The 20,220-nt window shown below is 24.6% G+C and carries 23 protein-coding genes and 1 pseudogene; 9 read left to right on the top strand and 15 right to left on the bottom strand.

Features of this window, described 5'->3' with window-relative positions; genetic code table 4:
- Positions 1-299 precede the first annotated feature (299 nt).
- On the bottom strand, positions 300-500 hold the full coding sequence (locus ACZ91P_RS03500; RefSeq protein WP_465158040.1) for a hypothetical protein: 201 nt from the start codon (positions 498-500) through the stop codon (positions 300-302).
- Positions 501-718: 218 nt separating this feature from the next.
- A complete protein-coding gene (locus ACZ91P_RS03495; protein WP_465158039.1) occupies positions 719-937 on the bottom strand; it encodes a hypothetical protein in 219 nt (72 codons plus the stop codon).
- Between the two features lie 167 nt (positions 938-1,104).
- Here ACZ91P_RS03495 and ACZ91P_RS03490 point away from each other — a divergent pair, with 167 nt between their 5' ends.
- Together ACZ91P_RS03490 and ACZ91P_RS03485 are read left to right on the top strand one after the other, a co-directional pair.
- Positions 1,105-1,953 carry a UPF0236 family transposase-like protein gene (locus tag ACZ91P_RS03490; protein WP_465158038.1) on the top strand — a complete coding sequence of 283 codons (849 nt, stop codon included), beginning with the start codon at positions 1,105-1,107 and terminating at the stop codon, positions 1,951-1,953.
- Between the two features lie 256 nt (positions 1,954-2,209).
- Entirely contained in the window at positions 2,210-2,350 is a 141-nt protein-coding gene (locus tag ACZ91P_RS03485; protein WP_465158037.1) for a hypothetical protein, read from the top strand.
- 699 nt (positions 2,351-3,049) lie between these two features.
- Here ACZ91P_RS03485 and ACZ91P_RS03480 read toward each other — a convergent pair.
- From ACZ91P_RS03480 to ACZ91P_RS03435, 10 genes and pseudogenes are all read right to left on the bottom strand, one after another.
- Complete coding sequence (locus tag ACZ91P_RS03480; RefSeq protein WP_465158035.1) at positions 3,050-3,814, bottom strand: type III pantothenate kinase; 765 nt, start codon at positions 3,812-3,814, stop codon at positions 3,050-3,052.
- The gene (coaBC, locus tag ACZ91P_RS03475; RefSeq protein ID WP_465158034.1) at positions 3,814-4,980 is read right to left on the bottom strand and encodes a bifunctional phosphopantothenoylcysteine decarboxylase/phosphopantothenate--cysteine ligase CoaBC; all 1,167 of its coding nucleotides are present in this window, start codon (positions 4,978-4,980) and stop codon (positions 3,814-3,816) included. The genes ACZ91P_RS03480 and coaBC overlap by 1 nt, the downstream gene beginning before the upstream one ends.
- A 119-nt stretch (positions 4,981-5,099) precedes the next feature.
- Positions 5,100-5,354 (bottom strand): hypothetical protein, encoded by a 255-nt coding sequence (locus tag ACZ91P_RS03470; RefSeq protein ID WP_465158033.1) that lies wholly within the window; start codon positions 5,352-5,354, stop codon positions 5,100-5,102.
- Positions 5,355-5,549: 195 nt separating this feature from the next.
- A complete protein-coding gene (locus ACZ91P_RS03465) occupies positions 5,550-5,741 on the bottom strand; it encodes a hypothetical protein (protein WP_465158032.1) in 192 nt (63 codons plus the stop codon).
- 13 nt (positions 5,742-5,754) lie between these two features.
- Positions 5,755-6,006, bottom strand: a complete 252-nt coding sequence (locus ACZ91P_RS03460; RefSeq protein WP_465158031.1) for a hypothetical protein — start codon at positions 6,004-6,006, stop codon at positions 5,755-5,757.
- Positions 6,007-6,153: 147 nt separating this feature from the next.
- A complete protein-coding gene (locus ACZ91P_RS03455; RefSeq protein ID WP_465158030.1) occupies positions 6,154-6,510 on the bottom strand; it encodes a hypothetical protein in 357 nt (118 codons plus the stop codon).
- On the bottom strand, positions 6,480-6,812 hold the full coding sequence (locus tag ACZ91P_RS03450; RefSeq protein ID WP_465158029.1) for a hypothetical protein: 333 nt from the start codon (positions 6,810-6,812) through the stop codon (positions 6,480-6,482). Before ACZ91P_RS03450 ends, ACZ91P_RS03455 begins: the two co-directional genes overlap by 31 nt.
- Positions 6,813-6,935: 123 nt before the next feature.
- Positions 6,936-7,873: pseudogene (locus tag ACZ91P_RS03445) on the bottom strand (formate--tetrahydrofolate ligase).
- A gap of 52 nt (positions 7,874-7,925) precedes the next feature.
- Positions 7,926-8,066, bottom strand: coding sequence for a formate--tetrahydrofolate ligase (locus ACZ91P_RS03440; protein ID WP_465158028.1), 141 nt, complete (start codon positions 8,064-8,066; stop codon positions 7,926-7,928).
- The gene (locus ACZ91P_RS03435) at positions 8,054-8,623 is read right to left on the bottom strand and encodes a formate--tetrahydrofolate ligase (RefSeq protein WP_465158027.1); all 570 of its coding nucleotides are present in this window, start codon (positions 8,621-8,623) and stop codon (positions 8,054-8,056) included. Before ACZ91P_RS03435 ends, ACZ91P_RS03440 begins: the two co-directional genes overlap by 13 nt.
- A gap of 168 nt (positions 8,624-8,791) precedes the next feature.
- Here ACZ91P_RS03435 and ACZ91P_RS03430 point away from each other — a divergent pair, with 168 nt between their 5' ends.
- Complete coding sequence (locus ACZ91P_RS03430; RefSeq protein WP_465158026.1) at positions 8,792-9,652, top strand: bifunctional 5,10-methylenetetrahydrofolate dehydrogenase/5,10-methenyltetrahydrofolate cyclohydrolase; 861 nt, start codon at positions 8,792-8,794, stop codon at positions 9,650-9,652.
- Between the two features lie 74 nt (positions 9,653-9,726).
- On the opposite strand, the gene rbfA is transcribed toward ACZ91P_RS03430, so the two are convergent.
- Positions 9,727-10,065 (bottom strand): 30S ribosome-binding factor RbfA, encoded by a 339-nt coding sequence (gene rbfA / locus ACZ91P_RS03425; protein WP_465158025.1) that lies wholly within the window; start codon positions 10,063-10,065, stop codon positions 9,727-9,729.
- A gap of 167 nt (positions 10,066-10,232) precedes the next feature.
- Between rbfA and ACZ91P_RS03420 the strand changes: the two genes are divergently transcribed.
- The gene (locus ACZ91P_RS03420) at positions 10,233-10,997 is read left to right on the top strand and encodes a hypothetical protein (RefSeq protein ID WP_465158024.1); all 765 of its coding nucleotides are present in this window, start codon (positions 10,233-10,235) and stop codon (positions 10,995-10,997) included.
- Between the two features lie 46 nt (positions 10,998-11,043).
- On the opposite strand, the gene ACZ91P_RS03415 is transcribed toward ACZ91P_RS03420, so the two are convergent.
- Positions 11,044-11,859 carry an alpha/beta hydrolase gene (locus ACZ91P_RS03415; RefSeq protein ID WP_465158023.1) on the bottom strand — a complete coding sequence of 272 codons (816 nt, stop codon included), beginning with the start codon at positions 11,857-11,859 and terminating at the stop codon, positions 11,044-11,046.
- A gap of 314 nt (positions 11,860-12,173) precedes the next feature.
- Positions 12,174-13,514 carry an Mbov_0401 family ICE element transposase-like protein gene (locus tag ACZ91P_RS03410; protein WP_465156857.1) on the bottom strand — a complete coding sequence of 447 codons (1,341 nt, stop codon included), beginning with the start codon at positions 13,512-13,514 and terminating at the stop codon, positions 12,174-12,176.
- A gap of 252 nt (positions 13,515-13,766) precedes the next feature.
- On the opposite strand from ACZ91P_RS03410, the gene ACZ91P_RS03405 reads away from it, so the two are divergent.
- The 5 genes from ACZ91P_RS03405 to ACZ91P_RS03385 are packed head-to-tail and all read left to right on the top strand — an operon-like array spanning position 13,767 to position 19,804.
- Complete coding sequence (locus tag ACZ91P_RS03405; protein ID WP_465157075.1) at positions 13,767-14,165, top strand: hypothetical protein; 399 nt, start codon at positions 13,767-13,769, stop codon at positions 14,163-14,165.
- Positions 14,158-15,618, top strand: a complete 1,461-nt coding sequence (locus tag ACZ91P_RS03400; RefSeq protein ID WP_465155762.1) for a PBSX family phage terminase large subunit — start codon at positions 14,158-14,160, stop codon at positions 15,616-15,618. Before ACZ91P_RS03405 ends, ACZ91P_RS03400 begins: the two co-directional genes overlap by 8 nt.
- Positions 15,591-15,896, top strand: a complete 306-nt coding sequence (locus ACZ91P_RS03395) for a hypothetical protein (protein WP_465155665.1) — start codon at positions 15,591-15,593, stop codon at positions 15,894-15,896. Before ACZ91P_RS03400 ends, ACZ91P_RS03395 begins: the two co-directional genes overlap by 28 nt.
- Entirely contained in the window at positions 15,889-17,280 is a 1,392-nt protein-coding gene (locus ACZ91P_RS03390) for a hypothetical protein (protein WP_465158022.1), read from the top strand. The genes ACZ91P_RS03395 and ACZ91P_RS03390 overlap by 8 nt, the downstream gene beginning before the upstream one ends.
- A 4-nt stretch (positions 17,281-17,284) precedes the next feature.
- Complete coding sequence (locus tag ACZ91P_RS03385) at positions 17,285-19,804, top strand: hypothetical protein (protein WP_465158021.1); 2,520 nt, start codon at positions 17,285-17,287, stop codon at positions 19,802-19,804.
- Positions 19,805-20,220 lie beyond the last annotated feature (416 nt).

Raw genomic sequence — 20,220 nt, 5'->3', positions numbered from 1 at the left:
AAAGTTCAAATAAATCAGGTCGCTCTTGTTTATTTGTTAAAACAAGTTTTTTAGTAATATCAGGTATTTTATTTCAAACAGCACCCATTGTTAATCGTAAATTAAAAATACCCAAACCATTAAATGCTTGTTTGTTTTCTGAATATACTTGATTGTGTTCTTTTAAAATATTTTTAATTCTTTCATTTAAGGGTAAATATGGGGTTACAAATTTTTCATAAAAGACATGGTATTTATCAAAAGGATTAAAAGTAAATTGATTAGAATATGTTTTATGAAAATATGTTATTACTGTTATGTTAAGATACTTTTAAGCTTTTTGATCTAAACATGGAAATTCGCAAATTATTATAACGTTTATCTAATTCTTTATCAGTTAAAATTTCTTTTTCTTCAGCATGTATCATTTCATCTGTTCACGCTGATATAATACCACTACCTTTACCAACTTTTCCCATAATTTTATTACCATTAGCATAACTCGCAAAAGCAATTCTCACACCACTAGGAAAAACAATTTCGCCACCTTCTTTAACATTTTTAAGTCAAACAATGCCATTTTCATTGTCGGGTCCTATATTAATCCCATATTTATCTTATAAATAATTACATACATTAATTATATCGCCAAATGTAGTATCTTCATGGGTATTGGCATATCTTCGTAAAATGTTAGATGATGCATCAGTAAAATTACAAGCAAAAAATAATTTTTCTGCTATGTGATTTCATGTCTTATTAGTACCACGCCCCGCTGAAACAAACTTAAAAAAGTTGGTGAAGTAAAATATCGGGCATAACTATTACCAACAAAGTCTTTAAATACTTCTCAATCAAAACCAAAATTATAGTCACTAAAATTCAAATCATATTTTTTATTTAAATATTTATAACTAGTAATCCGTTTTTTGTTATTAATTTTGGTAAAATCCTGCATTTTTAAATAGCCTCTTTTTTTGATAAGATTATGTGAAGTATTGAGTATCATATTTTAAAATAATTTGTTTATATGAAAGGAAATTATAAAATGGAATTAAAAAAAATTTATTAGAAGATTATAAAAAAGATAAAATAATAGAAACAAACAATGAAACTAAAAATTTCTTGATTGAAAGAGATAATAAGATATTTAAATTATATCAACAAGGACAAATATTACAAGGATATAAGGTGATATCAAAATTGCCAAAAACAATTAAAACAGAATATGGAGATATTCCTATTAAAAGAAGATTATATGTTAAATATGATGAAGAAAAAAAGGAAAATATAAATCGTTATCCTTTAGATGAAGAATTAGGTTTAAAAAAATACGAAAGAATTGAAATAAATTTAAAAAATAAATATATGTCTTTTATAGGTGATGGAAAAAGATATAAAGATATTTTACATACAACAAAGAATGCAAATATTAGTGAAAGAACAATATCTAATATTTTTAAAAATGCCGATTTAGAAGAAACCGATTACATTAGTAATAAAAATAACAATAAAATTAAAATTCCAAATAATGTTTTATATATTCAAATTGACCGAGCTTTTGAACCAATGCGAGAAAATAAAAAAATTGAAAACAAAATATTTCTTGCGACTATGCATGTTGGTGTTGATCAAGAAAAGTCAACAAAAACCAGAATAAAAACGAAAAAGAAAAAAGGCGTTTTTCAAATGATGAATAAAAATAATAAGAATAAAAATAATAAATCTAATATTGATAATTTTATTGATAAAATTTTTAAATCAATGGATACTTATGATATTAATCAAAATACTAAAATATTAATATTAAGTGATGGTGAAAAACAAATTAAAAAAATTTATAGAGCAGTAAAAGCAAAATATAAAAATAACACTGTATCATATAGTTTAGATAAATTTAATTTATCAAATAGATTTAAACAATTATTCCCAAATCGAAATAGAATCAAAATTCATAGAATAAAATATAATTAGCAAAAATATATTTCTTTACTGGAAATTATAAATTATTATTAGATTTTTTAATATGTCATTTACCATATGTTAATGGTAATAAAAAAATATTTTTATTAGAAACCATTGAATTAATTAAAAGTAATGAAGAAGATATTGTAAAAATCAATCATTAGAATATAATATTGGTTGTCATGTTGAGGGTGATGTATCGCATTATATTAAGACTGTTAAAGGGCGTGGCGCAAAAATATATTGTAAAGAAACATTTATCAATATGTTAATTGCTTCTATGTTAAGACTTAATAATCAAATTAATGATGAGAAAGTTGATAAAACTAATAAAAATAATAAAGAAAAAATTGAATTTAATATATTTAATTTAAATCAATTTCAAAATCAATTTTTATCTTTATAAAAAAATAAAAACCTTTTAAAATTAGCAATAACTTTAAAAAGTATTTTTTAGTGTGTCAAAATTCATAAATTTATAAATTATTTTTCAACTAAAAATTATATTTTTAAAAAAAGTTGAATTTTTTATAAATTTTGTTATCATTCAATTATAAGCGAAACTTAATTTGTTTCTAATTACTTAATTTTATTAAAAACCTAAGAATAATGAATACTACCGTATTTACAAAATTAATTGATTATTAGAAAAATATAGTTTATGATATTTATGTATGAAAAATAAATATTGTTACATTTATATCTTTCTTAAATTATTTTAGCCTTTCCTTTTATGCTAAAATTTGTATTTTGTGGCAATATTTAAATCTAAAATAATCTTAAAGTTTGTTTTTCATACGTTTTTAAAAATTAATTGAAGTTTCTTATAGGCTGTTCATTTTTCTTCAATTAATTTTTTTTATTTGTCTAAAACAAAAAAAATACTTTTAAAATCTTGCAATTTCAAAAATGTATGTTATTATTAAAAATTTTTTAAGTAGACAAATAAGTAAATCAAAATAAGAAAATTGGACATGTTAGGTAATCTTTATTTTTTAATAAAATAAAGCAACGAACACAGATAAATGTATTAAATACCTAAATAGCCTTTAAAATTAATAAAATATCTCAAAAAATATAAAAAATAGGACTTTAGTCCTATTTTTTATATTAATTTATTATCTTGTAAAATGGCAACTAATCCTTTAAAAAGTAAATCTTTATCATAATGGTAATTAACTAATTTTTTAATGTAAACAGCATTACCTCCTGTTAAAATTACTTGTGGTTTTATTGCTTCAGTTGCAAGTTGGTTAACAAAAGCAGTAATTGTTAATAAATGACCATTTACTAATCCAATATTGATTGCTTGTTTAGTATTTTTTCCTAAAGTCGCATTATCATAAGAAAAATCAAATTTTTGTAATAATTGTGCCCGTTCAAATAAAGCTTCTGCGGCTGTTTCTAAACCTGGCATAATAATTGTTCCTAAGAGAATTCCTTGTTTTAGTAATGAAATTGTTGTTGCTGTTCCCATATTAACTAAAATAACATCTTGTTTAGGAAATAAAACTAATGTTGCATATGAACCAACAATTAAATCAGCACCAAGATTGCGAAGATTAGGAATGTCTGTTTTTAATCGCTCAATAAACAAATTTTTTTTAACTTGATAAAAAGGAATTTTTAAATCTGCAGCTAATTGGTAAAATAAATCATCTCAGATTGGCCGAACAGAAAATAAAGCTAATAATGTAAGATCTGTTAAAACTAATTTTATTGTACTTAAACCAGTTATTATTTTTTGCCGAAAATTCTTTTCAGCAACTAATTCGCGACTAGACATTGTTAAAAAAACAATAATCTTTTTTTGAGAATTAAGAATTGCAAATTTAATCGCTGTATTACCAATATCAATTAATAATTTCATTACTGTGTTCGCTCCTTTATTAATTTACTAATTGCTGCTAAAATTTCTTTTGCAATAATAATTTTGTTTTGACTAGGAATTTGTTGATGCCCTTTTTTTGTTAATAAAATGATTTCATTTTGATCAGTACCCATAACATTAATTTGATTGATAATAATTAAATCTAAATTTTTGTCAATTAACTTTTGACGAGCATAATCTAAATCAAAATTATTTTGAGCACTAAAACCAATTAAAATTTGGTACTGTTTTAACTTACCTAATTCAGATAAGACATCAACATTAGGAAGTAATGATACAGCAAGTTGATTATTTTTTCGCTTGCTAATTTTTCCTTTAATAGGAACCGCAACTTGATAATCATTTAAAGCAGCGCACGCAATAATAATGTCTTGTTCTTTATACGTTTTTAACATTGCTGTTAACATTTCATTGTTTGTGTTTGCTTTAACATGCTCATAATAAATTGGAAAATCACAATCACCAACAATTGTTGTTAAGAAACAGTTTGTTCATGTTAATACAGTATGCAATGCATTTCCCATTTTCCCGCTCGAATTATTTGTCAAATAACGAATATCATCTAAATATGTTTTTGTTCGCCCAAAATTAAGCATAACTTTTTTATCTTTTCACAAGTTTTTTCAAACTAAAAATTGCTTTATTTCCTTTAAAACATCTTCTCATTCTCAGGCACGACCAATCCCAATTATATTGCAAGCAAGCGTCCCTGAACGAGGTTCATAAATTTGATTCCCATCTGTTATTAATTGTGCTAAATTCCGTAAATTAGCTGGTGATAAATACATCTTACTATTCATTGCAGGAAAAATCATTTTATAACTTTGCGTAGCACTATATACTAAACTCGCTAACGTATTTGTAAAACCATGAGCAATCTGAGCAATAAAGTTTTGTGTTGCTGGGTAAACAACAAATAAATCAGCTTGCTCAGCAATTGTAATATGTTCTGATAAGTCTTTTTTATCATAATATTGTTTCATAAAAATTTCGGTTTTTGCTGTTGTTGGTCAATCCTTTAAAAATTTTAAAGCATCTTGTGTTAAAAGCAATTCAACATCATGTTCTTTCTTCAATGCTTCATATAAATGAAGACCCTTATGAGCAGCAATGCTTCCCGTAATAACTAAAATAATTTTTGCCATATTAACACCTCACTCATTGTTATAATTATATAAATAAAAATCGATATATTAACATAAATATATCGATTTTTAATTATTACTTTGTTGTTTTCTTTGCAAAAAACAGCCTGCATTCTTCGTTACGATTCGACAATAATTCCTTCTACTAATTCTTGTCATTGTTGTTGCTCTAAATAACGGCAATAAAAGTTACGAATAATATTTAATCGTTCACCATAACGTTCTTGGGCAAAATATTTTACCTTTTTTAATATTGAGATATAGGCATATTGTAAATCTAATGGTTTTTGATAAATTTTTTGATAAACCTGTGCATATTCTTTAATTAACTCGGTTGCCTTATATTCTAAGGCTTTTGTTCGTTCAATAATCATTCGCTTTAAAATTTCATCTTTTTATATTGTTTCCTCCTAAAGTTGACACTTTTTTACCCCACATAATAAATAGTTTTTAAATCCTTATAAATAGTTTTAATCAAGTACCTTTCTCATAATAATATTATACCGTATATTTATTATTTTTAATTAAAAACTTAATTAGGAAAAGTTCTAATTCATAGTTTTTATCCTTTAATTATCATTACCAATAACATAATCATCATTTTTTAAGTTATCAACAGAAGTCATAATAGCTTGCAATCGCATATAATAATTTGATGATGAAATAATTGGATATTTTTTATCAAAATAAACCTTAATATATGTTAATTTTTTACGATAAGTTGTTAATCATTTATGTGCAATTAAATTTAGTTCCTCCATAATCTCTCATTAATTAACACTTATGGCATCTTTTCCGTTTTGCCGGATCCAGTTTTTTAAATAGACCTGTTGCTTTTTGTTTAAAATTAATTGCGTAATCAATAAAACCAACTACCCCTCAAATTTTAACTGATGTAACATAAATTCCTAAATTATGATTACGGCAGTAATCATACTGAATTCGCGAAAAATTAGTATTTTTAAACTCTGATTGAACATAATTTAAATCATTAAATTCTTTAATATTATAAATTTTAAAATCCACATAATAATCATATGGTGTTAAAAAGCAATTATTGGTATATCAACTATAGCGTGAAATTGATTCAAAAATTTCTTCTTCAATAAATTCAAATTCACGAAAATAATATGTTTCTGTTTTTCAAAACCGTTCTAAAATATAAAAAATTAATTATTCACCATCAATATTATTTAAAAATCAATTTTTTTGAAAATTAATATTACGATACTTCATTAAATCTTGTTTTTCAATCCGCTTACTCATATCAATTTTTTGTAAATAATTATCATATCTTTTTGTAAAATATTCATAAAACCATCGTAAGGTTAAGGTATATAAAATATAATAATATGGAAAATCATCTTTCAAAACATACTTAATCAGTTTTATTAATGTTCGTAATAAATTATTAGAAATCTTATTAGCTTTATTAAAACCTTGGACAACTTGAATAACATTATCATTTTTTTCAATTCCATTTCGTCAAAAAATATATGTTAATTCTCCTTCTGAATTTTTTTGTAACAAAAAGGAATAATTCTTACAATAAAATTAATTTCATCGTTAACTTGATATTCTAAATAACCATCATTTTGACTATCCTTGATAACTGTTCCTTTACTAATATTTTTGCGCATTTCATTCAAAACAACTTGAAACATTTGTTCACGTAAGCCTGTTTTATTTTTAGGATAATACTTAATAATGGCTAATTCTAACTCTAACTTGTCATATTTTGTTAATGTTTTAAAACCATATTCTCCAAGAGCAATTGTTTGATAACCTAATTTTTGAAAACTATTTTTATAAATTCTAAAAATTTCCTGCATTTTTTTCGAATATTAGTTGCTAAATTAAGTTGTTTACTAACAATACTATTTAATTCTAAAAACTTTGCTTTTTTCTGCATTAAGTTCGCCCCTATTTTCTACTTAAAAATATTATAACAAAAATTATTTAATATTTATAATCTCATCATTCACAACATCAATGCTAACAGCATTAGGAACTTTATTTAAACCCGGCATCGTAATAATATCTGCTAAATAAGCAATAAAATATTCTGCTCCTGAATTAATTTTTAAGTCACGAATAATAATTTGATCATTATAAGGATTTTTATTGCCAAAAATTGTTTGATGTTTTTTAGCCATACAAACTGGTCAATGTTGATATTTTGTATTTTGTTGATAAAAATCAATCTTTGTTTGTGCCAAGGGACTAAAAACAATTTTTGTTGTTTGATAAATTTTTGTACAAATTATTTTAATTTTTTCAGTAAGCGATGTTATTGATGGATTAAATAATAATTGATATTGTTGTGATTTTTCAATTTCTTTAAGAATAGTTTTAACCAAAGTTGGATTATCTTTAATTCCGAAATGATATGTATTATTAATTCCAAATGGAATTTTTTATTCTTTTAACCATTCAGTCACAACAGCAATTTCTTCAGGAGTGTCAGTTGCGAATTGATTTAAACAAACAACAAAATTTAAATGGTAATTTTGAATAATTTTAATATGATGTTGTAAATGCTCTAATCCTTTTTTTAAACTACCAAGATCAGCTATTGCTAATGTTGTTTCAACAGCACCACCATGTAATTTTAATGCTCTAATTGTTGCTACTAACACGGTACAATCTGGTGTATATTCCTCGTTTAAATTAATAATATGGCGTCCTGTACAATGAACCGGCAAAAAACAATTTTTGTGAGATTGTTTTTTGCCGGTTCATTGTACAGGACGCCTATCATTAAATTTTTCAAACCCTAAGTCACTCCCAAATCCAACTTCACTAACAACATAATCACTTAATTTTAATGCTAAATTTGTTGCAATTAAAGAATTTGTCCCATGGGAATATTTGCAAATGACCCACAATGGATTAATAATGGTGTACCATATTTTGTTTGTGCTAAATTTGGAAATAAAGCATTTTTATAATAAGGCTAATAATGAACCCATAATTTTTAATTCGTGTAGGTAAACTGGTTCATTATTCAAATTATAAGCAACTATTGCTTGGTCTAAATGACGACGTAAATCATCAAAATCTTTACTTAAACCTAAAATTGCCATAATTTCGCTAGCAGCAGAGTAATTTGGGAATGTTCTGAACGATGTAATTTATCATTAATTTTTATTTCAATATTTGGTAAAGCACGATCATTAACATCCAAACAACGTTGCCAAACAATTTGTTTAGGATCAATTTGCAGTGGATTTCCTCAATAAAGAAGGTTATCAATCATAGCACTGACCATATTATTTGCTGTTGTAATTGCATGAAAATCACCAGTATAATGTAAATTAATTTCATTTTCTGGTTCCATAATGCATTCACCGCCACCGGTTGCTGAACCTTTTAATCCAAACACCGGTCCTAACAATGGTTCTCATAATGCTAAAGTTGTTTGATATCCTAAATGATTCAACATATCAGCAATACCAATTGAACAAGTTGTTTTTCCCTCTCCTGCTTTGGTTGGATTAATTGCTGTCACTAAAATAAACTTTGCTTTTTTAGGTAAATTAATAAAATTAAAGGCTTTTACTTTTGCCATATAATCACCATATTTAATTAAGTCATCATCTTTTAAATTAATTTTTGTTCCAATTGTGATAATTTTTTCCATTTTCTTTTACTCCTTTTAATTAATAATGTCCTATTTTTAGGGAGTGTCAATAATTTTTAAACACGATGCTATTTTAAAAATGCTAAGATTTTGTATTTAATTATTTAACTCTTTGAGATACAATAATTTATATACAGGTATTTTAGCATAGAAAAGAGCGAAAATTTAATGGATAAAACAAAAATAATTGATGGGAAAATGGTTAGTGAATTAATCAAAGTAAAAATAACTAAACAAATTTTAAAAATTAAGGCAAAAAAGCAACGTGTACCTGTCTTAACAATTATTCAAATTGGTAATAATAAAGCCAGTACTACTTATATTAAAAATAAAAAAATTGCTTGTGAAAAAGTTGGTGTTACTTGTAATGTATTAAATTATCCAGATAGTATTGCCGAATCAGTTTTAATAAAAATTATTAATGACTTAAATAATAATTTTAACATTGATGCAATTCTTGTTCAACTTCCATTACCAAGGCATCTCAATAGTAAAAAAATTATTAACACAATAACAACTAAAAAAGATGTTGATGGGTTTACTCCAGAAATATTAGGCAATTTAATGCTTGGACATTATAACTTACTGCCAGGGACGCCAAAAGGAATTATTGCCCTTTTAAAACACTACCAAATTCAATTAGCAGGACAACATGTTGTAATTATTGGCCGTAGTAACATTGTTGGTAAACCCCTTGCTAATCTTTTAATAAATGCCTCAGCAACTGTAACAGTTTGCCATTCACAAACAAAAAATTTATCTGTTTTTACAAAACAAGCTGATATTTTAATTTCTGCCGTGGGGAAATCTAAATTTGTTACATCAGGGATTATTAAAGAAAATGCTATTGTGGTTGATGTTGGAATTAATCGTGATGAAAATAATAACTTATGTGGTGATGTTGACTTTAATAATGTTTTATCAAAAGTAAAAATGATTACCCCTGTTCCTGGCGGAGTTGGGCCAATGACAATTGCCGCATTATTAGAAAACATCTTATACCTTTATCAATTAAATCAAGAAATATAAAAATGTTTCTTTTAACTTTTATATCACCAATATTTTAGTTAAAAGAAATATACTTTGTACTTTGATAAGGTTTCTTATTTTAAATTTTGCAAGATTGCTCCAATATTATTCGCATTATCTAATGAATGATCAAAAACAAATTCTAAATCCGGGCAACGATAAATTTCTAATTTATGTGCTAATTTACTTCGAATTTCATTTTTATAATTCTGAACAATATTGTGAAGTTCTGCCTCTGATTTATTTAATAATGATGAATAATAAACCTTTGCATGACTCAAATCATTTGATAATTTGACAGCATGAATTGATATAGTATTTAAAATTTCATCACGAATTTCTCGTTGCATAATAATTGTTAAATCACGGATAATCAAAGATTGCATTCTTTCAACTTTAATTTTATTTGCCATTATTTCACCTTTTTTCTAACTTACTAGCATTATAACAAAGCATTTTATAAAAAGGAATAATTTTATTAATAAACAAAATTATTTTTAAAAAGAACTAAAAAAGGATTAGATGTCATTAAAAAAACAATTTTTATGTGATAGTATGTAAAATATACCAAGGAGGGACTATGAAACGTTGAAATTATCGGATTTGATACAAAGATTATCTCTGATATTATAAAGTAATAATTACCAGTTTAGCTTTTGGATTTTTAACTTATGGATTTTACATGGATATTTTTAAAGAATTTTGATATGTAAAAGGAACAAAACTTACTAATTTGCAAAATTATGACATCTTATTAAGTTTTTATTCTGTTCAAGTTAATATCATAACTATTACTTGGTTAATATTATCAATTTTTAATCATCATCGTGAACAAAAAAGTTGATTTTTTTCAACTAATGCTAAATTAAGTATTTTAAACTGAAATTTATTAATGTTTTTTATTTTTTGAATTGGAATTATTATTGGTTATAAAAACGGAAAAGTAACAATTTCTGAATATAGTAAAGCACAAATTAGTTGTACTGTTGTTACTCATTTTATTATGCCAATTCTCTTTTTTGGTTATACCTTCTTGTCATTTGGTGATCATCGTCTTAGTTGAAAAAAAGACTTTTTACAAAAAGATTGATGAATTAGTTTAAGTTATCCATTTTTTTATTTAATGTATGTTATTATGCGGGCAGCAGCTTGAAAACGAGATGATAATATTACTTGAGCATATCCTTATCCATTTTTAGACATTGATAATCCAATTATTTCAGGATTATTAAGAGTACAAGCAGCATGTTTTATTGCTTTTATTTTTATTATTGTTTTTACTATTTTTCACATTAGTTTGCATAGTCTTAACAATGGTATGTACCGTGTTTTTAATAAAAATTAAACTAAAAATAAAAAAAGAAAATAGTGATAAATAAAGTTATTTATCACTATTTTCTTTTTGCAGTTGTAATAAAATTTATTATTGCTATTAAATATTCCGTTGAATTATGATATATTCCGCGAACATGATCACAATCAAAAACAATTCGACGACTAATTTTTTGTTTTTCATACTTACGCTTATTCTGGTAAGCCACCCGTCCCATTATATATGGTGTTGCATGATCTTTCTTATTCAAGATATATAACACTGGTAATTTTGATAATGCTTCCAAATTCTCACCAGGATTAATTTGTTCTGGATCATACCCGCGTGTTTCAATCGCATAATGACGAATTGCATAATAATGTTCATAATAATTAACTTTTGTCTTTAACATATAATAACGATATAAAACATTTAAATTACTAATTGTTGAATCTAAAACAGCACTATTAATTAATTTATTTTTATCAAATGCAAATTTTAAATATTCCATAATAACAAAAGTTCCCATTGACCAACCATGAAAATTAAGTTCCTTTAATTTTGGATCAATTTTAGTTTGTAAAAAATCAACTACTGCTGCTAAATCATATTTCTCATAGTAACCCATTGTTGTCATTTTAGTAGTTGATTCGCCATGATTTCGTTGGTCAAAAACAAGAATATTATAACCTAACCGAAGATAAATTAAACCAAAAAAAATTGCACGGAATTTATGTGAATTTAATCCGTGAACAACAATAACTCATTTTTTATTGTTGTCATTTTTTACTCATGAACGAATTGAAACTTCTTTTAACATCACATCTTCATAACCAGGAATATGATATTCCTGAATATCTCATTTTTGTGCTAATTCATCAGAAGTTAATGCCATTTTTTCAAGATGCAAACGCTTGGTTAAATCCATAATATACTTTTTACAATATGTTTCTAAATAATTATCAGTTTTTTTTCATCAAGTATGATGAGTTAATAAAAACCGTTTGTCATGAAAAGCATAAAAGATTTGGCTGTATGTATTATTTAAGGGTTTTAATTAATATCTTAGAAATTGTGGAATAAAAATACCACTTACTTATTTAAATTATATTACTTTTAATTTTATTGTCAACAACATTTTAACATTTTTTAAATTTTTCCACAACAAAAATACATGTTTATTAAAGTTATTTAATTTATTAGATAAAATTAATAAAAATATAAGTTTGGTTGTAAATTATTATTTACAAAATTATTAACTAAATAATTAATTCTATTTTCTTCTAATGGTTCATTAGTATTAAATAAATTAATTTTATTTTTAAAATTCATCATACTAGTATTTAATTTATTTTTAAGAGTTTTTTCATGATAAGTTGCTTTTTTAACCAAAACACCTTTACAGTAATGTGATATATCACCCTCAATATGACAACCAATATTATTTCATAATGTTTGATTTCTGACACCTTCTTCATTATTTTTAATTAATTTAATTGTTTCTTTTAAGAATTTCATTTTTGATTCTTTTATAAAAGAAGCACTGTTTTCTAAACATTCTAATAATTCTTCATATTTAGCATTAAAAAAATAATCGACTGCTTTATGGTATGTTTCTCTGTTTTCTTTGTTTTTACTTTGATAAGGATATAATTTTTTAAATCTATTTGTAAGGTGGAATTTATCTATCGTGTAATGTACTTTATTTTTAGGAAAATATTCTTGAATAAATTTTACAATATTTTTAATTCAAAGTGCGCCATCTCCTAATACCATAAATTCAATATTGTCATTAACATCATAATAACTTGTAATTAATGTAAGTAATTTATTAACAAAATTAGTTAATTTACTATTTTTTTTAATATATTCTGGAATATTATCTAGCTCTATAACACCTAATTTATCTTGAATTACAGGTCTTTTTTTCGTTGATTTTACCTTATCAAAACCAGTATGAACAGTTGAAAATATACTATGTTTTTTTATTTTTTCTTTTCCTTTTTTCTTTTCATTTCACATTTTTAAATAAGTCCCATCAATTTGAATATATAAAGTATGAGGTATCTTTATTTTTTTATCAGTTTTATTAAGGTAATATTCTTTATCAGTTTTTGCATTTTTCATAATATTTGAAATTGTTTTTATACAAATTTTTACATGTTCCATAGTATCTAAAATATCTTGATATGTTTTTTTCTTGCCAATAAATGATAATATTTTTTCTTTAACAGAATTATTTATTCTTTGTCATTTTTCAATTCCTAAAAGTTTATCCAAAGGAAAAATATATTCTTCTTTACCTGTTTCTGGATTAATTTTATAATATTTTCTTCTTTTAAAAGTTATTTTCCCATTTAAAATAGTTAATGTTCTTGGTTTTATTTCTTTTACTTTATAATCTTTAAATTTTTTTAAAGTTTCATCAATTTTATAATTTTTAAAAATTCATTCATCACAATCTTCTAAATTTTGTTGAATAATTTCAATACTTTGTATATATAACAAATTATTAAAATTCTTAAAAAAATTGTTATCAATATTTATCATTTTTTTACCCTCTTTCCTTAGTTCTACACATTAACACAAAAATAATAAAAATGCAAAAAAAGATATTATTTTTTATTTATTGTGTTATAATTTAATTGTTAATTATTAGCAAATTAATTTAACTGAAAAAAGTAAATTACTTTACTTTTTTTTATTTTGATGTAAAATTATAAATAATAAAAAAAGAACCGTGTCAAGTTCTTCAGTACATGTTTTTCTCTACTTATATTTAACCATATAAAGGAGTAAAAAATGAAAGAATTTAATCCAAAAACAGCAAGTTTACGAACATTTTATCGTAAAATAGATGAATTTTGGCAAAATAAATCACCTAATAAACCATATACTTTGAACGATTTAACCAATGAATTCAATCTTTCTCGCAAGTGAAGATATGATACTTATGCGAGCGAAAAGATAGTTCCTTTGCTTGAAAAACAAGTTGATAGAATAGAAAGTGAAATAATTAACTTTATGATGAAATCACCTGATGGTGCTAAATTATATTGACAACGAGCATTTAATTATAAATATTCACTGCAAGAAAAACAGTTGGAACAAGAATTAAACTTAAATAATCAAGAACCAATAATAGTTAATTTACAAACGGATATTAGAGATATTAAAAAAGAAAGTGATAATAATGCTTAATCATTTTACTTATTTGTTAGAAACGCCTTATTGGTTGTTACAAAATAGTAGTATTGGTAATAAATATCCATTTGCTAAGAAATATGAATTAGTTAATGAAATTAATCAAATTGGGACGCGATATAGTGGTAAAACTATATCAAATATTAAAATGTTTGGTGAATTATTAAAAATTAGTTTATTAATTAAAGAACCAATTTGTATCATTGCTAGTATGTATTGGAGTAAAGATTTAAAAGATAGTGTATTTCAAAATATCTGAAATATGTTAGATGAAAATAATATACCTTATACTATTAATTTATCAAATTTTACTTTTACTTTATCAAATGGGAGCAAAATATATTGTAAAGGATTGCATTCACCAAGTCGGAAAGAAAAATTAAAAGCCTTTGCTGATTTGAATAAATATAAATTAGTTATTGATTGACGAGAAGAATGTGACCAATTTCAACAAAAAGATTTAAGTGATTTAGAATTTGCTATTCGTGGTTATCAAAATAAAATAACAATTAATACATGTAATCCTGAAAGTTTAAAAAGATATATTGTTGGTTATTGTAATGAATTATTACCTTTTAATGAAGAAATAATGCGTAGTAAATATGAGCAAATTAAATATATTGAAAAATGAAATATGAAAATTATTATTCATTATTCTAGTTGAAGATTAAATTATGAATTACCACAAGATAAAGTTAATGAACAATTAAGATTAGAACAATTAGATATTGAAAGAGCAAGAGTATGGAGTTGAGGACTTCCTGGCAATACTAGTGGATCAATCTTTGCAAGATATATTGATATTATGAAAGCAACAGATATTATTCAACCAACTAAATTATTAGGTGGTGTTGATATTGCTAATGCTACTAGTCCTAAAGGACATACAACAGCGGCTAGTTTTTGAATATATAACTCATTTGATAAAAAAGCCTATAAAGTTGCTGAATATACTCATTCAAATGCTACACAACAATTTAAAACTGAATTAGAACAAGTTAAAGATATTTTAGATTTTTATAACAATCAATTAAATCAATACTTTAATTTAATACAACAAGGAATATCAATTAATGTTGATGATAGTGCTTATTCAACATTGCAAAGTTTAAACCGAGAAAAATATAATTATTCTTTTGGTCAATATATGACATTTAAACCAGCACAAAAACAAAAATTTAAAGTAAGACATCGTGTAGAGGCATTCACAATGTTAATAAATACTAATCAATTAAAATGATTATGAGAAAAATGTCCTGTAAGTAAAACCCAATATGAATTAATACAATGAGAAGATAAGCCTGAAGCAAGAGAAGAAAAAGTATTAGACTTATATGATGATACATTTGATAGTGATTTTTATGCTTTACATTTTAAATTAATACCAATGGTTAAGCATAATAGTTCAGCAGATTATAAATTATGACAACAAAGGGAGTGAATAAATTAATGAAAAAAGATATTTATGTAATACATGATGAGCGTGTAATAAATGCAAAAAGACCTTATATGTCTGTTTGTGGACAAGTTAAAAAAAGACTTTGTCAAGAATTAAAAAAAGATAATATCGCAATATGTAAATTAAATTTATATAATGAATATATTAAAAAATATCGAAAAGTTAAAGTATGTGTTCAAGTTTTGGCAAATGAACCAAATTTATTAACAGTAAATATTATTAATTATGCACTTATCTTAAAATTAAAGGAGCAAAATAACAATGCATAATACTTTCCCTAGTTTACCAAACTTAAATGATATTAATAGTGTTTTAAAATTTTATAATTATGATTGAACAATTAATTTGGCCAATATTATTGCTCGCCATCAAATGCGATTAGTAAATGGTAAAGATATTTTATTTAAATCTCATCGTAAAGATATTTTAAAAAAATTAAATTGATGATATGAAACTTATAAAATAAAAGAAAAATTAGATAAAAATGAATTAACAGCAAGTTTAATGGGTAAAACTATCTTTGGTTTATTAGAAACTAGTGATGGCAATATTGATTTATGAATTAACCCTTTTAACTTTACATCTCGTGTAAGTAAAATAAATGAAATTGAACAAGGTGCTGATATTTGATTAAATTATCATCAATCAGATAGTGGTTTTATTTTAAATTTAATTTGTACCAAAGATAAAATAGTTATTAAAGGTTGACCTAAAAATAATGAAGTAGTTGTTGGTCAAAGTAAAACACAAATTAAAGATGATGTTAGACCTGTTTTAGTACAAGAATTTAAAAATAAATTAGGTATTGTACCTTTTTGAGAAATGATTAATGAATCTAATCCTTTATTTTTATCAACATCAACAACTTTAAATCCATGACCTACAATGGCAAATTGTTATAAATTACAATTTGATTTAGAAGATAGTTTTAATATTAAATCAAAAGAAAGATATGCAAATCGTACGCATTGATATGGGATACTAAGTGATGATTTAATGACTGCTTATAACAAAGGCAATAAAAAAGTACTACAAGATGTATTTGATGATATTTTTGTTCAATCAAGTTCATCAACAGTAGATGGTCAATTATCCCAATCTTTACAAGTGGTACAAGGTACACCAACCTTAGAAACATATACTGAAGACCAAAAATCTATTATTGAACAAGTATATTTAGCATGTCATTTTTCTAGTCCTTTTGGTGATAAATCAGATAATGATCAAAATAAAACACAGTCATTATTAACTAAAACAAAAGACTTAGAAAAACAAGCATATTTACAGGCATATCGTAAACAATATTATACCAAGATGTTTGATACTGTTTTAAAATATTATGATTTATGAGATGGTAGCGGTGAACGCCCTTATGGATTTGATTTTATTAGTGCTAGTTTAGTTGATCAAATGCGACAAAATGAATTAATTATCGCTAGATTAGATAATGGAACAATGGAACCAATAAGAGCCATAACTGAATATGATAACGTTGACGAATTAGAAGCAACAAAATATTTTGAAAAAGTAGAACAATGACAAGATAAAATGCAAGCTAAAGAAATCGAACATAATAATAAATTACTAGAATATGATGAAACTGGTAATAATCAAAATGCCTTACAAGGGAAAACAGAAATTAAGGAGAATTAAAAAAATGAGTAGAATTAATCCAGGGGTTATGGAAGAATTAAGAAGACAAGCCCATGATACTTTAATAGATATCAGAGAAAACATAAGAGATAATAGACATTGAATGGTATTTCCTTTTAATGTTTATAGTTCATATATACCTGATACTGAAACAGGATGAAAACCTAATAATGCAAAACCAAGTGACTATGGTAGTTATTCACGAATATTTGATAATATGGAAAGTACTATTGCACAATGACAAGGTAGTTTAAAAATAGTCCAAAAATATAAAGGTGAAGAAATTACTATCTTAACGATTGATGATTTTAATAAACAATCTATTAATTCAACAATATGAGCAAATAATGAAACACCTTTTGCAATAAAATTAAAAGATGAAAATAATAATGTTTATTGAAAATTAATTGCTGGTGAAAACATTTATGATATTAATAGAATGTTAGAATACTTAAAGCAATACAAATTAAGTTATTTTGTTAATAATGATAATAAAGCAGATAATTTTTATACAAAAGAAGTTAAAGTTGGTAAATATTGAGATGCTTATATGATTGATGATAGAAGTTCAATCCAATTCGGTGAAGCTAAATTCGAACAAGTATTTACTCAACAATCAACCGAAAGACAATATACTTTATTAATTTTAGATGAAGATGCTGATAAATTAAATATTAATGATTATTATAATTTTTATACAGTATTTAATGATCGTGGTTTAAATATTGGTGGTGGTGATATTAATTCTGCACCCCAAGATAGACAATGATTATATCCATCAAATGTTATTAATTATTATTCACCTTATGATGGTAGTTTTTTATGACAAGAAATTACCTTTTCAAGTATTAATGACAAAATTAGTAATAGTGGTTTATCAGTACGACAATTTATACAAACAAGTGCCCCAGGTGAAGGTTATTGTTTTCCTAAAATAACTTATGATGAAAAACTAAATAAAGGTATTGTTGAATTAGATGAGATTTTATTAAAAGACCCAGGGGTTATAGCAGTGGCAGTTAAATTTTATGGTAATCCTATCTTTTTTGATATGCCAGTTATTGGCCGACCAATTATTAAAGGTCAATTTAATAAAAAAGTAATGAATTCAAGAGATTTATTAATGTATAACATGTTTCCTGCACCACCTGATAAAGTAAATACTTATGCATCACCCGAAGTAAGTTGATATAACATTCAAGGAATACAACCAACAATAATAACTGGTTATAAAGACTGAAAAACAGATATGGAAAGCAGATACGACTTTTGAAAACAGAAAAATAGTGAGGGTATTGTTATAACTGACCCCGCCACTACATCAGCAACTAATTCTACTGTTGGTAGAAATATTCATAAAGAAGATAAAGATTCTAAATTTTACTGGTCTAAAGATTGAAAAATAACACCACCAGCAAAAATAAAAACAAACAGTGGTACAGTTGATAATATTATTACTACCCAGGCATCATCTTATTTTAGAAGAAAAGATGAATTCGGTAATACCGTTGGTCAAGTTCAAATTGAATATAATAAAATGGGCGCATGTAATGTTTGAGATATTTTAAATATGAATAATTTTATTAATCGCCAAATTACAGTATTACCTTTAAACTATACACAAAAATTAGTATTTAATCCTTTTACTATACCGGGTGGTGTTGGTAAATTCTTAAACTTTATTTCATTTGGTATTCCCTGAGGTTGAGTAATTAATCAAAATGAAAAATCATGACCTAATTTCCAATGATTTAATGGTTTTATGAGTGCAAATATTTATAGTTTTTATAATGATGCATTTTGATCTGAAAACTCAAAAGGTAAAGGTTATTTACCATTTGAAATATTTAGAGAACAAGGGAATGATAAAGTTGGTGCTATTTTTGGAGCAAATGCTACTAGTTTGGGTTTTACTACTTTATTAACAGACAAATTAAAAGGTACTGTTTTAACTAAGGATGGTAAATCAACAGAACGAATAACTTATTCAACTTATAATTTAAAACAATTAAATCCTAAAACTAATCGTATCTATTTAATTAACGAATTAGTAAGAGCAGTTGATGCACAAACACCAGTTAGTGATAGTGAAAAAGATAATGATTGTGAATTCTTACAAACACCAGATGGTACAAATTGTAGTTATATAATTGATATGTTTTCAATTCAAGCATTATATAAAGGTAATTTTGAAATTATCTTTTATGCTGATAACCCATATACTAACAATGAAGAAGATTATTTAAAATTATCAGTATGAAGTTTTCGTGGTAAAACAAAAAGTGTATTAAACAACTATTTACGAGATATGACAACTAATTATAAAACTAGTTTCTTATTACCCCATGACTATGAAATACCAACATTTAATTATCCAAAATATGTATTACCACCAGTACCATATAACTATAAACCATATACAATAAATATTATGCGTTCTGATGTAGTATTACCATTATTAACTAGAATTACAGCACCAGCACAATGTAAGCAAGATTCATTTAATAATTTATTTTCTGATTAATTTAATGAAGGCTATTATGAAACTGAAATTGATTTAAAACAAATTGACCCAACAATTCAAAGTATTAGTAAATTCCAAGATGCTTATAAAACTATTGAAATAAGTAATTTAGGTAATTTACAAGTTGAGTGTGCACAAGCAAATATAGAGAATTTTATTCCTAATAGAAATGTTGATATTTTAGGTGGTTTAAATAGTTGCAATAATTCTTATGGTTCATTAGAGAATATAACTTTATATGAATCGGGTTATTCACAAACTGATAAAGTTAATTTTGAAAATACAATAACTTTATATACAGATAATATAAATAATGAAATTAAAACATTTGCTACCGCTTTTACTAATGGTTTACCAAAAAAGAATTATTTTAATATATATAACACACCAAATTATAACTATGATTTAAGATTTTT

The sequence above is a fragment of the Spiroplasma endosymbiont of Halictus nicosiae genome, from assembly GCF_978018445.1.
This window is presented reverse-complemented; position numbering and strand designations above follow the sequence as displayed.